Genomic DNA, 12,274 nt, shown 5'->3' on the forward strand with positions numbered 1-12,274 from the left:
CCACTACACTGTCAACACTACGCAGCTGTCGGTTTCCCAGCACAGACGCACTTCATCGCCCCAGGTCGGCATCCCCTTGCGGAAACGGTGGCCGTTTTGCAGCTGGGCGCTGATAATCTGCCCGCTGTGCAGCTTCACGTGATAGATGGACAGATCGCCCAGGTAGGCAATGTGCGCCACTTCCCCCACCGCGAAGTTGCAGCCGTCTGCCGGCACCTGTTCGCACAGCAGGATCTTCTCCGGCCGCAGCGCCACCTGGATCGGCACGCCGTCCACCACCGAGGCGTCCGGATCCACCTTGATCGCATGACGCAATCCGGGGCTTTGCAAGATCAGCGCGTCGTCGTGCCGCGCCTGCAATACGCAGTCGAAGACGTTGACCGAGCCGATAAATTCGGCGCTGAAGCGGCTGTTCGGATGCTCGTAGATCTCTTCCGGCTCGCCGATCTGCACGAACTTGCCGCGGTTCATGATGGCGATGCGCCCCGCCATGGTCATCGCCTCCTCCTGATCGTGCGTCACCATCACGCAGGTCACGCCGACGCGTTCGAGAATATCGGTCACTTCCAGCTGCATGCGATCGCGCAGCTTCTTGTCCAGCGCGCCCATCGGCTCATCCAGCAGCAGCAGCTTCGGCCGTTTGGCCAGGCTGCGCGCCAGCGCCACCCGCTGCCGCTGGCCGCCGGAAAGCTGGTGCGGCTTGCGCCTGGCGAACTCCTGCATGTGCACCAGCGCCAGCATTTCCGCCACCCGTTCGGCGATTTCTGCCCGCGGCATTTTGTCCTGCTTCAGGCCGAAGGCGATGTTCTGCTCTACCGTCATGTGCGGGAACAGCGCGTAAGACTGAAACATCATGTTGATCGGCCGCTGGTACGGCGGCACGTGCGACATATCCTGCCCATCGAGCACGATCTGCCCTTCCGAGGGCTGTTCGAAGCCGGCCAGCATGCGCAGCAAGGTGGATTTGCCGCAGCCGGACGGGCCGAGCAGCGCAAAGATTTCGCCCTTGTAGATGGTAAGGCTGACGTCTTCGACCGCGTTCTGCCCGTCGAAGGTTTTGGTGAGGTTACGGATTTCCAGCAGAGGGGTGAAAACCTTCTGCGACTTGGCTTGAGGACGAGGGATGACGTCGTTCAATCGGGGTGCTCTCCGGCGTAAAGCGGCACAAAACCACGGCGAGCGCCGTGGCCCAAAACGGCAATGCAGGCGGGGGCACCCGCCTGCCGGTTTACCGACGATAGGGGGCGATCCCCCTATCATCACTTCCCGCTTTTAACTTTAGTCCATGCGCGGGTAATGACACGGTCCAGCTTCGGCGACTGCACGTTGAGCGTGAACAGCTTGGCGCGAACATCGGCCGGCGGATAGACGTTCGGGTTATCGCGCACTTCGGCATTCACCAGCGGCGTGGAATCCTTCACCGCATTGGCGTAGTAAACGTGATTGCTGATGTCCGCCATCACGTCCGGCTTCAGCAAGAAGTTCAGGAACTGGTAGGCAGCATCCTTGTTCTTGGCGTCCGCCGGCATGGCGAACATGTCGAAGTAGGTCAGCGCCCCCTCTTTCGGGATCGCATAGGCCACGTTGACGCCGTTCTTCGCCTCTTTGGCGCGGTTGGCCGCCTGCATCACGTCGCCGGACCAGCCGAGCGCCACGCAGATATCGCCGTTCGCCAGATCGTTGATGTACTGGGAAGAGTGGAAATAGCGGATATTCGGCCGCAGCTTCAGCAGCAGATCGTTGGCCGCGCCGGTATAGTCCGCCGCGTTGGTGCTGTTGGGATCTTTACCCAGGTAGTGCAGCACGGTGGCGTAGACTTCGCTCGGCGCATCGAGGAAGGAAACGCCGCAGCTTTTCAGCTTCTCGAGGTTTTCCGGCTTGAAGATCAGATCCCAGCTGTTGACCGGCGCGTCTTTCCCCAGCACCGCTTTCACCTTGTCGACGTTATAGCCGATGCCGGTGGTCACCATCATGTAAGGGATGCCGTATTTGTTGTCCTTGTCGTTGTGCGCCACCAGCTTCAGCATCTCGGGATCGAGATTTTTGTAGTTGGGGATTTTGCTCTTGTCGAGCGGCTCGAAAATGCCGGCCTGCGACTGACGCTCGAGGAAGTTGGACGAAGGAACCACCAAATCGTAGCCGGTGCTGCCCGCCATCAGTTTGCCTTCCAACACTTCGTTGGAGTCAAAAACGTCGTACACCACCTTGATACCGGTTTCTTTCTGGAATTTGGCCAGGGTATCCGGCGCGATATAGTCGGACCAGTTATACACGTGCAGCGTTTTATCTTCGGCTGACGCCGTGACGGACGCGGCCATCAGCAGGCCGGCAACCACACCCGATAACCACTTTTTACGTTGGGTGACCATCCGTAACTTCCTCCAAAACAGGGTGAATCATAGAATTGAACTTGTATCTGCAGCGATACAAAACCTTTCCTGATTGAGCGCAATCGTTGCAACCGCGAACTGAATGGCTATGCATATGATTGCATGCGCCTTTTTTCACTGCCCTGCTCGCGTGGTCACAAGGGAAATCGCAAGCCCTTTGCAGAATCAGCAGCATAGCCGCTGCTACCGCAACCCGCCAGCCCCCAGGGTAAAAAACGCCTTTTATCGATTTTTTATGCAGTTTTTCTCTATGTGATACGCCATTAACGGCACAAAAGGCGAGAAAGATCGGGCGGCAAAGGCCAAAGTGCAGAATATTTTATTGCGGAGGGGAATAACGGCAGCATGCCGCCGGAGCGACGGCATGCTTAAGGTACGGCGAGGATCAGTGCAGCATCGGCTGACGCACGGCGCCAGCGGGGATCTCTTCTTCATCCCCCATAAACAGCAGATCGTTCGCCCGCGCTTCGAGGATCACCATCGAGACCTGCTCTTCGCCCTGCTGCATAAAGTGGGTGAACTGCTCATAGGTGATGCCGACCGCCACGCTCAGCGACTGGCAGACGATCAGCTTCGGCAGGTTGTCGTCCTGAATGTCGACAAAGGCTTTGATGGTCAGCGAACTGGCGTTGATTTGGCTCAGATCCGCTACCAGCGGGATCAGCGCGGTCGGCTTCACCTCGGCCAGCGCGGAGAACAGAATGACGTTGTCCACCAGATCTATCTTGGCGTCGAACACGCCGTCGAAGTTCTGCATGTGCGGCAGGTGCAGCGCCTGGCAGGAATCGCACTCAAAGAAAGAAATGCCCGACTGATCCAGCCAGCGCCGCAACAGCGCCAAATCGGGGACAATGAGTGAATCCATAATAACCAGCCTCACAATATTCAATACGCGAAAAGGCGCATAGCTTACGGAATATTCACCCGATACGCCACGATCAATGCGGCTTAATTCACTAATTAAGATATTGCTCGGCGAGAAAAGCGCACCGCCTGCCCCGTCACCCGCCGGATTTCAGGCGAAAGCCAGGCCGGCCGCGCTGCTCGATGTATTCTATCATCATGCCGGCGATGTCCAGCCCGGTGGTGGTTTCCACGCCTTCGAGCCCCGGCGACGCGTTGACCTCCATCACCAGCGGGCCGCGCTCGGCGCGCAGGATATCCACCCCGGCGACGTCCAGCCCCAGCGTGCTCGCCGCTTTCACCGCGATCGCCCGTTCTCTGGCGGTGATGGTCACCTTGCGGGCGGTGCCGCCGCGGTGCAGGTTGGAGCGAAATTCGCCGGGCTTGGCCTGCCGCTCGATGGCGGCCACCACCCGGCCGCCCACCACCAGGCAGCGCACATCGCTGCCCTGCGCTTCGCGCACGTATTCTTGCACCAGGATATGCGCGTTCAGGCCACGAAAGGCGTCGATCACGCTTTCCGCCGCCTGGCGGGTTTCCGCCAGCACCACGCCGATGCCCTGCGTGCCTTCCACCAGCTTGACCACCAGCGGCGCGCCGCCGACCAGCTCGATCAGATCGCCGGTGTCGTCGGGCGAATGGGCGAAGCCGGTGATCGGCAGATCGATGCCCTGCCGCGCCAACAGCTGCAGCGAACGCAGCTTGTCGCGGGCGCGGGTAATGGCCACGGATTCGTTTAGCGGGTAGCTGCCGAGCAGCTCGAACTGGCGCAGCACCGCCGTGCCGTAAAAGGTGATGGCGGAGCCGATGCGCGGGATCACCGCATCGTAACGCTCCAGTTGGCGGCCGCGATAATGAATGGTCGGCGCCGCCGGATTGATGTTCATGTAGCAGGAGAGCGGATCGATGATATCGATGCTGTGCCCGCGATCTTCCGCCGCTTCACGCAGCCGCTTGCATGAGTAGAGCGTTCCGTCGCGAGAAAGAATGGCAATTTTCACTCGTCACCCCAAAAAGACCAACGCCTGCCCGGCAGGCGGGTTAGCGGCCGCGGCGCTCAGGCGCGCGGATCGCTGTCCTGATTATCTTTCGATTGCGGCTTGTGGCGATCGTTTTCCGGCGGCAGACCGCCGCGCATCAGCGGCCCGAAGCCCTGCACCACGCGCCACACCAGAAACGCCGCCGCCGGCACCATCAGCGCCACGCCGAGGAAAATCATGCCGACCGCCGCCTGCTGCGACGCCAGCCAGCCCGGCAGCTGCAGGTGGCCGTGAATGCTGAGGTAGGCCAACACCAGCATCACGATGCCCAGCCCTTCCAACACCAGCACCGGGCGCGGTAAGTCACCGAATGAACGCATATTTTTCTTCTCCAGAAGGTCTGCCCCCAGTGTAGTGAATTCCCGTCGGCGGCGACAGCCCCGGCCGACTAATTGGTTGCATGAATCAGATTAACAGGTAATTCCTGCTTTTTTTTCACCGCCTCAACGGGCATAGTAAGCGCCATCTGACGCAGGTAATGACTTTTTCGGTGACGGGATGTCGTTGCGGTAGCGAACAATTTATTGAAAATCCAATTAAGGAGCGTTGCATGTTTGCAGTAATCTTCGGGCGTCCTGGCTGTCCTTATTGTGTCCGCGCTAAAGAACTGGCGGAAAAACTGACTGAAGAACGCGACGATTTCAACTTCCGTTACGTTGACATCCACGCGGAAGGCATCACCAAGGCCGATCTGGAAAAAACCGTCGGCAAACCGGTTGAAACCGTGCCGCAGATCTTCCTGGATGAGAAGCACATCGGCGGTTGCACCGATTTCGAAGCTTACGCCAAAGAACACCTGAACCTGTTCCAGTAAGTTTTTGAACGACAAAGACAAAAAAGGCGCTTAACGCGCCTTTTTTTATTGCCGCTGCCGCCGGTGCAGCTGCTGCAGCGTCTGCAACAGGCCGAGGGCGAACAGCATCAGCATCGCGCCGAACACGCACCAGAACACTGCGCTGGTGGCGTACGCCAGCTCCTGCCAGAACGAAGAGGACGGCGTCAGCCAGAAGTGGCGGATCAACAGGCACAGCGGCAGCGCATACAGCGCGCCGAGCAGCGGGCAAAGCAGCCGCTTGCGGCTCGACAGATAGCTGGCGATCGCACCGGGGATCACAAACAGCAGCAGGCCGGTTTCGCCGTGGTGCTCATGATCCGTGCTGCCGAACAGGCCGGTTTGCTGGCCGAGAAACACCAGGCTGAACAACAGAAAACAGCTGAGAATGCCCAGCCAATATCTATAACTCGTCATGCGAATTCTCCCCCGCCCAATTACTGCATCAATAGAAATCGGCCTGGCCCCCCGCGCGGAGACGCTGAACCGAATTTTTTCCTTGGTCAAAAGAGAGTTAAATGCGCACGGCGGCACAGGAAATCAGCTTTCTGTGCTGGCTGTCATCGGTCATAGCGTCTAGAATGAACGCCGCCGAACGATGGTTCGCTTCGCCTTACGCTGGTGGTGATTTATGACGTCGTTTTAAGGCTGAATTTATCTCTTATAGTTATCTATATCAAGCACTTACTGGTAAACAATAAGTTATCCTCCGTGAACATAAACGTCGCTAGTTTGTTAAACGGTAACTACATTCTGTTACTGTTCGTGGTACTCGCACTGGGGCTGTGCCTCGGTAAACTCCGTCTGGGCTCCGTCCAACTCGGTAATTCCATTGGCGTTTTGGTGGTTTCGCTGCTGCTCGGCCAGCAACACTTCGCCATTAACACCGAGGCGCTGAATCTCGGCTTTATGCTGTTTATTTTCTGCGTCGGCGTGGAAGCCGGGCCCAACTTTTTCTCGATTTTCTTCCGCGACGGCAAAAACTACCTGATGCTGGCGCTGGTGATGGTCGGCTCGGCGATGGTGCTCGCCATCGGTCTCGGCAAGCTGTTCCACTGGGACATCGGCCTGACCGCCGGCATGCTGGCCGGCTCGATGACTTCGACGCCGGTGCTGGTGGGTGCCGGCGACACGCTGCGCAACACCATCGTCAACGGCCCGGCGCTGCTGGCGGCGCAGGATCATCTGAGCCTCGGCTACGCCCTCACCTACCTGATCGGTCTGGTCAGCCTGATCTTCGGCGCGCGCTACCTGCCGAAGCTGCAGCACCAGGACCTGTCCACCTCTGCCCAGCAGATCGCCCGCGAACGTGGCCTGGACACCGACAGCCAGCGCAAGGTCTACCTGCCGGTGATCCGCGCCTACCGCGTCGGCCCCGAGCTGGTGGCCTGGGCCGACGGCAAGAACCTGCGCGAACTGGGCATCTACCGCCAGACCGGCTGTTACATCGAACGCATCCGCCGCAACGGCATTCTGGCCAACCCGGACGGTGATGCGGTGCTGCAGGTGGGCGACGAGATCTCGCTGGTCGGCTACCCGGACGCCCACGCGCGTCTGGACCCGAGCTTCCGCAACGGCAAGGAAGTGTTCGATCGCGATCTGCTCGACATGCGCATCGTGACCGAAGAGATCGTGGTGAAGAACAGCAACGCGGTGAACAAGCGCCTGAGCCAGCTGAAGCTGACCGATCACGGCTGCTTCCTCAACCGCGTGATCCGCAGCCAGATCGAAATGCCGATCGACGACAGCATCGTGCTCAACAAGGGCGACGTGCTGCAGGTGAGCGGCGACGCGCGCCGGGTGAAGAGCGTGGCGGAGAAGATTGGCTTTATCTCCATCCACAGCCAGGTGACCGACCTGCTGGCATTCTGCGCCTTCTTCATCATCGGCCTGCTGATCGGCCAGATCACCATTCAGTTCAGTAACTTCTCGTTCGGCATCGGCAACGCCGCCGGCCTGCTGATGTCCGGCATCATGCTCGGCTTCCTGCGCGCCAACCACCCGACCTTCGGCTACATTCCGCAGGGCGCGCTGAACATGGTGAAAGAATTCGGCCTGATGGTGTTTATGGCGGGCGTGGGCTTGAGCGCCGGCGCCGGCATCGGCCACAGCCTGGGCGCGGTCGGCGGCCAGATGCTGATTGCCGGGCTGATCGTCAGCCTGGTGCCGGTGGTTATCTGCTTCCTGTTCGGCGCCTACGTGCTGCGCATGAACCGCGCCCTGCTGTTCGGTGCGATTATGGGCGCCCGCACCTGCGCGCCGGCGATGGAGATCATCAGCGACACCGCACGCAGCAATATCCCGGCGCTGGGCTATGCCGGCACCTACGCCATCGCTAACGTGCTGTTAACGCTGGCGGGTTCACTCATCGTAGTGCTATGGCCAGGGATACTCGGCTGATCGATTAGCGGGAGAGATGGATCGGCGATAAAAATATTTTGATTTTTTTGTCGCCGGCCAGAACTTTCGTTGGGGGCCGCAGTCTGAATTAGTGCCACTGCTTTTCTTTGATGTCCCCATTTTGTGGAGCCCGATAATCCCGCCTTTTAGGTTCAAGATTATCGGGTTTTTTGTTGCCTGAAAAACGTATTACATCAACGGCCCACGGCCCCAAAATGCACATTTTTGCTGTGGTTCGGTCACACATCCCTCTTCTCATTCGTCATCTATATGTGTTAACCCGATAAATGAGGAGTTCTTATGACTACGTTAGTGAATACCGATCCTGTCAATCATGCGCAAACCATTGCCAACGTTTTTTCCGCACTGCTGAAAGTGCATGGCGCTATCGATGCGCACAATCTGGAGCGCAAGATCTACCATCTCGTCCTCCTGCGCGCTTCGCAAATCAATGGCTGCGGTTACTGTGTCAAGATGCATACCAAAGAAGCGCGCGAGGACGGTGAAACCAACGCACGTCTGGACAGGCTGGTGGTATGGGAACACGTTGATGATTTCACGCCTCGCGAGCGCGCCGCATTTGCCTGGACAGAAGTGTTAACGCGGCTTGAATCCCATACCGAGTATGGCCCACTGCGCGCGGCATTGCGCGCGTACTATTCCGAGGAAGAAATCAGCGCGCTAACCGCAAATATCACTATGATAAATCTGTGGAATAGAATTCATATTTCCGGCCACTAATATGAAAAACGACAAGTATGCAGCACTGTTCGAATCGAGAAGACCGTTTCTGATCGGCCTCGCCTATCGTATTTTAGGTTCTCTGGCCGACGCGGAAGATGCCGTGCAAGATACCTATATCAAATGGTTACATGCGGATCGCCACAGCATTCTGAATCCTGCGGCCTGGCTGACCACCGTCTGCACTCGTCGTTGCCTTGACCTGCTGCGCGCCGCGCAGCAGGCTCGCGTCGATTATGTCGGTATTTGGCTACCAGAACCCATTCAAACCGCCGTAGCCAAAACGCCCGAGCAGACGTTGGAACTCGCATCGTCGCTGTCGACGGCCTTTATGCTGTTGCTCGAAAGACTCACTCCCCGCGAGCGCGCAGCCTATTTGCTGCATGACATCTTTGATTTGCCCTACGCGGATCTCGCCACGACATTAGGTGGGGAAGAAACGGCGTGTCGTAAACTGGTGTCACGCGCGCGCGAAAAAGTTGGCCGCCCAGAGGAGCGTAAAACCCAGCCCACAGAGCGGCAGGAGGCGTTGCTGATCGCTTTCAAAACGGCGGTGGAAACGGCAGATATCGAACCGCTTTTGACCCTGTTGTCCGAAGACGTTAAGCTCAGTGCGGACGGCGGCGGCAAAGTGCCCGCCAACCTGGCTGAACTCATCGGCAAACGTGACGTGCTCGAGTTTATCGGCGGTAAATTGCCAATGTTTTGGCAAACCTATGTCTGGCAACACGCGCTCATCAATGGCGTGCCGGGCGCCTTGCTATCCGAACAAGGCCGTATTACGGCGTCTGTCAGTCTCAGCTTGAATGCCGAAGGCCGACTGGCTCAGGTATTTATCGTGCGCAACCCAAGCAAACTTTCGCAACTCGACCGTCTGTGGACAATGCCTCTGCGGTAAGAACACCTTTACAACATGTGCCCAGTTTCTGGTAATACAGCGAGACGGCTTATTGACTGACAGGAGCAGGCGGCCATTTCCCGCCACGCTTAATTAGCTCGTCTTTGATGCGCTCAAGAGACTCTTTCGCCTCACTGCCGTCCGGGCTTCTATTAATCAACCGTTGCAGTTGATTACCCATCGTCCAACCCGAGTTGCCTCTTATATCGCTATCGGCGCCTTTTTCTAATAGAAGAATGACGTGGTCATAGGAGTGATAGTCTAAAGCATCGATGAGCAGCGTATCACCCAGTGAATTTCTTACATTTATATCCGCACCATAATCCAGCATGACTTCTAATGTCTCTGTATTCTTGGCAAGAATACTTTTAAATATAATTGGCTTATTGTTGATTTTATCTTTTGCATTAGGAGAGAGTCCCCCATCTAACATGGATTTTATCCAGATTCCCTTATCTGCTTTCATAACAAATTCAGCGGGGCTACTTCTCCCTTCCGGCCTTGGCTGCAGTGGGTCTGCCCCCGCCTTAACCAAATCCGTAATGATCTTGAGCCGCTCTGGCGTGTTCTTGTCAAAGATAGCGTTATTTATCGCCCAGAATAGCAACGTCATCTCCGCCTTGGCCGGCCGATTTAACGTTTCTTTGCTTACCGTCGGTAAAACCTTATCCAGCTTTTGCCTGTCACCCTCGTAGATGATGTTGGCGATGTCCAGCTGCTTTCCTTCAAAGTAATCCTGCGGTTGTAAATCCATACCTTGTTTGCACCCCTGCATGATGAGCGTAGACACTACCATCGTGATAATGAGTATGATTTTTTTCATATTCTTCCCTTGATTGTGGCAATGTCATCGTCTTTTTCATTTTCAATGCATTGTATCGCCTGGTCTATACCGTGCTTGTCCAGCAGTGAGCCTGTTCCACCGGGAAGCGTGTGTTTTACTCCCACGGCGTCAGGCGCCAACATGGACAACCGTTCTTTCGCCATCACTGCGGGCGGATAAAATTTGAGGTCTTTGGCATCCTCCCACAAATCAACCTCCTGCAGCTTGGTCAACAGCTCCCCTTTCACGCGATACGCCTGAATATTATCGGCGTTGCCTATTATAGAGCCACCGTATTTTTCGACGGTTCCCGCATTCAGGCCTGCTGCATTAAACGTCCAAGCCGGTTTGCCGCTGGCTATGGAGGTCGCAGAGGCCATACCACCGCCTAATGAATGACCTGCAATGTCAATATTTGATACTTTCGAAATTTTATCGCCAATTATAACGGCTTGTTTATAGTATTCAGAATTAAACCCCAACCCCTGAGCGCCGTTATTTGACCAGTCACTCAGATTTTTAATGCCTGACAAATCGCCATTCAGTAACGCTTTCTGGGCAGCCTTGCTTATTCCCTCCGGGAACTCGGGCGCACGCGATCCACGGAACACCACCGTCGGATTCATCGCTTTACCAAAGACCCTTTCATCTGGCTGATAAACCCGAGCCAGAAAGCCCGGCGTATCCTCATCGTCATAGAGCATATCTTTGCTTAAACCGAGTTTACCCAGCGCCCCATCATTGTTACTGATGTCCTTCCAGCCCTCAGGGATGTCTATCGTGTCCTTGAGTGGGTTAGTGGTCTTGTAAACATTCTCAGCCAGCTTCGCTTTTTCGACCGCGACGTTGTTCTCCGCCAATCGCTGTGCCGCCATGCGCGCATCCGGGTAAATGCTGCGGTTGCCTCGCCCTATCAGGTATTGGCGTTCTTGCCAGCGCTCTGCCTTGGTCATCGGACGGATGGCCTGTACCGTGGCGGCAACGGTTGCCACTGCGGTAGCGATAGCTTGCTGCAGAGGGGGATTCCGGGTCGTATTCTGCCTCGCCGGCAGCACCGTCGGTTTTGCCCGCTGGCCATAGCGGCTGACCATTTCTTCATAGCGGGCGATCACGCGCCCTGTAGGATAAAAGGCAGGAAGAGAGCTGCCGGGATAGCGCTGTAATCGGCCTTCCGCGTCGACGTAAAACGCGTATTTGGTCGGCGTCCAGGCGCCTATTTCCTCATCAATCGCCAGCAAGCCGCCCCGGTTGAGATCATCGAACACTCTGCGCTTCACAGCCGCGTCCTCACGATAACCGGTGACGCCAATACCGGATTGAGTATTACGGGTTATGGAATACCGGCTGCTTATCGATATGCCGGCTGCGCCGCCGAACAGATAATGCCGTTCCAGCTCATGGCACGCTTGTGTCGGGGTGAGTATCCGGGAGAAACTTTCCGGCGCCGTGTGTTCAGAAAAGAGAGAGAGCAGCTTCATACGGCACCAGTCCGTACGTCGCTTCCCTGAGGCGGCGTTCCGGCCCCTTTCCTTGTCACCTCGCCGAGATTTAGCGAACGATAACGCATTGGATATCCTTATCTTGCAGGTCACTGCATGTCCGTGAATGTTCGAAAAACTAGCACAATTCAGCAAAGATTGCTTTGTTGTCTTGCTGTTCACACCGTAACACCCGGTGGAGGAAATCCATGCAGTGGCGTTTTTCGGCAGCGGCATCTGGCATACGCCATAGGAAAATAAATCTCAGATAAAAGCCTGGCGGAAAATCAGAAGGGATATAGAGAAAAAGAAAAATGGCACACCCGACGTTGCTGGGCTGCTTTTGCTGCGCCGGCCACAGGCCGGCGCAGCAATGCCCGTTTAGAACCGCTGTTTGATAGGTTCATCACTGTTCAGATTACCGTTGGCCTGCGCTTCCCCGCAGGTGGTGGGGCCAAAGGCCACCACTTTGCCGTCGCTGTTTCTGAAGCCGACGTAGAACGGCGTCACGGTGCCGTTCGGCAAGCGGTGGTTATAGTCGTGGCACACGCCCTGACCGTTCAGCGTCGGCCGGGTGGCGATCGGCGCGCCGAAATCCCGGCTGACCGAGCGCTTGTCGGCGCCGACGTGAAAGGCCTCGGCGATCTTTTGATCGCGCAGCAGGCTGAAGGTATCGCAGCCGGTTAACAACAGGCTCACCGCCACAACGGTACTCCCTAACCCTTTATTCATTTTTCACTCCCTCTATATATATATTGAATCTGGCGGC

13 protein-coding genes are annotated in these 12,274 nt (G+C 56.8%); 4 read left to right on the forward strand and 9 right to left on the reverse strand.

Annotation, left to right across the window (positions count from 1 at the left end; genetic code table 11):
* Positions 1–3: 3 nt before the first annotated feature.
* The 5 genes from potG to ACUXAC_RS11345 all read right to left on the reverse strand — a co-directional run bounded on the left by potG (position 4) and on the right by ACUXAC_RS11345 (position 4,653).
* Positions 4–1,137, reverse strand: coding sequence for a putrescine ABC transporter ATP-binding subunit PotG (potG, locus tag ACUXAC_RS11325; protein WP_387442658.1), 1,134 nt, complete (start codon positions 1,135–1,137; stop codon positions 4–6).
* A 122-nt stretch (positions 1,138–1,259) separates the two neighbouring features.
* Complete coding sequence (gene potF / locus ACUXAC_RS11330; RefSeq protein ID WP_343179329.1) at positions 1,260–2,369, reverse strand: spermidine/putrescine ABC transporter substrate-binding protein PotF; 1,110 nt, start codon at positions 2,367–2,369, stop codon at positions 1,260–1,262.
* A 406-nt stretch (positions 2,370–2,775) separates the two neighbouring features.
* Complete coding sequence (locus ACUXAC_RS11335; RefSeq protein WP_004938666.1) at positions 2,776–3,255, reverse strand: type III secretion system chaperone family protein; 480 nt, start codon at positions 3,253–3,255, stop codon at positions 2,776–2,778.
* 136 nt (positions 3,256–3,391) lie between these two features.
* Entirely contained in the window at positions 3,392–4,294 is a 903-nt protein-coding gene (gene rimK / locus ACUXAC_RS11340; RefSeq protein ID WP_038880682.1) for a 30S ribosomal protein S6--L-glutamate ligase, read from the reverse strand.
* A gap of 56 nt (positions 4,295–4,350) precedes the next feature.
* Entirely contained in the window at positions 4,351–4,653 is a 303-nt protein-coding gene (locus tag ACUXAC_RS11345) for a YbjC family protein (protein ID WP_454266666.1), read from the reverse strand.
* A 230-nt stretch (positions 4,654–4,883) separates the two neighbouring features.
* Between ACUXAC_RS11345 and ACUXAC_RS11350 the strand changes: the two genes are divergently transcribed.
* Positions 4,884–5,147 carry a GrxA family glutaredoxin gene (locus ACUXAC_RS11350; RefSeq protein ID WP_004938676.1) on the forward strand — a complete coding sequence of 88 codons (264 nt, stop codon included), beginning with the start codon at positions 4,884–4,886 and terminating at the stop codon, positions 5,145–5,147.
* 45 nt (positions 5,148–5,192) lie between these two features.
* On the opposite strand, the gene ACUXAC_RS11355 is transcribed toward ACUXAC_RS11350, so the two are convergent.
* Positions 5,193–5,582, reverse strand: coding sequence for an inner membrane protein YbjM (locus tag ACUXAC_RS11355; protein WP_033637808.1), 390 nt, complete (start codon positions 5,580–5,582; stop codon positions 5,193–5,195).
* Positions 5,583–5,876: 294 nt separating this feature from the next.
* Here ACUXAC_RS11355 and ACUXAC_RS11360 point away from each other — a divergent pair, with 294 nt between their 5' ends.
* The 3 genes from ACUXAC_RS11360 (at position 5,877) to sigJ (ending at position 9,204) form a co-directional block, all read left to right on the forward strand.
* Positions 5,877–7,565 carry an aspartate:alanine antiporter gene (locus tag ACUXAC_RS11360; RefSeq protein ID WP_047728000.1) on the forward strand — a complete coding sequence of 563 codons (1,689 nt, stop codon included), beginning with the start codon at positions 5,877–5,879 and terminating at the stop codon, positions 7,563–7,565.
* 300 nt (positions 7,566–7,865) lie between these two features.
* A complete protein-coding gene (locus ACUXAC_RS11365; protein WP_387442667.1) occupies positions 7,866–8,306 on the forward strand; it encodes a carboxymuconolactone decarboxylase family protein in 441 nt (146 codons plus the stop codon).
* A gap of 1 nt (position 8,307) precedes the next feature.
* On the forward strand, positions 8,308–9,204 hold the full coding sequence (sigJ, locus tag ACUXAC_RS11370; protein WP_087762252.1) for an RNA polymerase sigma factor SigJ: 897 nt from the start codon (positions 8,308–8,310) through the stop codon (positions 9,202–9,204).
* A 49-nt stretch (positions 9,205–9,253) separates the two neighbouring features.
* Here the strand turns inward: sigJ and ACUXAC_RS11375 are convergent, their stop codons facing one another.
* The 3 genes from ACUXAC_RS11375 to ACUXAC_RS11385 all read right to left on the reverse strand — a co-directional run bounded on the left by ACUXAC_RS11375 (position 9,254) and on the right by ACUXAC_RS11385 (position 12,237).
* Positions 9,254–10,027 carry an ankyrin repeat domain-containing protein gene (locus ACUXAC_RS11375; protein ID WP_387442670.1) on the reverse strand — a complete coding sequence of 258 codons (774 nt, stop codon included), beginning with the start codon at positions 10,025–10,027 and terminating at the stop codon, positions 9,254–9,256.
* A complete protein-coding gene (locus ACUXAC_RS11380) occupies positions 10,024–11,505 on the reverse strand; it encodes a phospholipase (protein ID WP_387442673.1) in 1,482 nt (493 codons plus the stop codon). The genes ACUXAC_RS11375 and ACUXAC_RS11380 overlap by 4 nt, the downstream gene beginning before the upstream one ends.
* A 381-nt stretch (positions 11,506–11,886) precedes the next feature.
* Positions 11,887–12,237, reverse strand: a complete 351-nt coding sequence (locus ACUXAC_RS11385) for a hypothetical protein (protein WP_139159301.1) — start codon at positions 12,235–12,237, stop codon at positions 11,887–11,889.
* Between the last annotated feature and the right edge of the window lie 37 nt (positions 12,238–12,274).

The sequence above is a fragment of the Serratia sp. 121840015-1 genome, from assembly GCF_053627655.1.

Coding starts and splice junctions, on each gene's coding strand:
- potF (WP_343179329.1), bottom strand. CDS start 2,369: ATGGTCACCCAACGTAAAAAGTGGTTATCGGGTGTGGTTGCCGGCCTG.
- ACUXAC_RS11335 (WP_004938666.1), bottom strand. CDS start 3,255: ATGGATTCACTCATTGTCCCCGATTTGGCGCTGTTGCGGCGCTGGCTG.
- ACUXAC_RS11345 (WP_454266666.1), bottom strand. CDS start 4,653: ATGCGTTCATTCGGTGACTTACCGCGCCCGGTGCTGGTGTTGGAAGGG.
- ACUXAC_RS11350 (WP_004938676.1), top strand. CDS start 4,884: ATGTTTGCAGTAATCTTCGGGCGTCCTGGCTGTCCTTATTGTGTCCGC.
- ACUXAC_RS11355 (WP_033637808.1), bottom strand. CDS start 5,582: ATGACGAGTTATAGATATTGGCTGGGCATTCTCAGCTGTTTTCTGTTG.
- ACUXAC_RS11365 (WP_387442667.1), top strand. CDS start 7,866: ATGACTACGTTAGTGAATACCGATCCTGTCAATCATGCGCAAACCATT.
- sigJ (WP_087762252.1), top strand. CDS start 8,308: ATGAAAAACGACAAGTATGCAGCACTGTTCGAATCGAGAAGACCGTTT.
- ACUXAC_RS11375 (WP_387442670.1), bottom strand. CDS start 10,027: ATGAAAAAAATCATACTCATTATCACGATGGTAGTGTCTACGCTCATC.
- ACUXAC_RS11380 (WP_387442673.1), bottom strand. CDS start 11,505: ATGAAGCTGCTCTCTCTCTTTTCTGAACACACGGCGCCGGAAAGTTTC.
- ACUXAC_RS11385 (WP_139159301.1), bottom strand. CDS start 12,237: ATGAATAAAGGGTTAGGGAGTACCGTTGTGGCGGTGAGCCTGTTGTTA.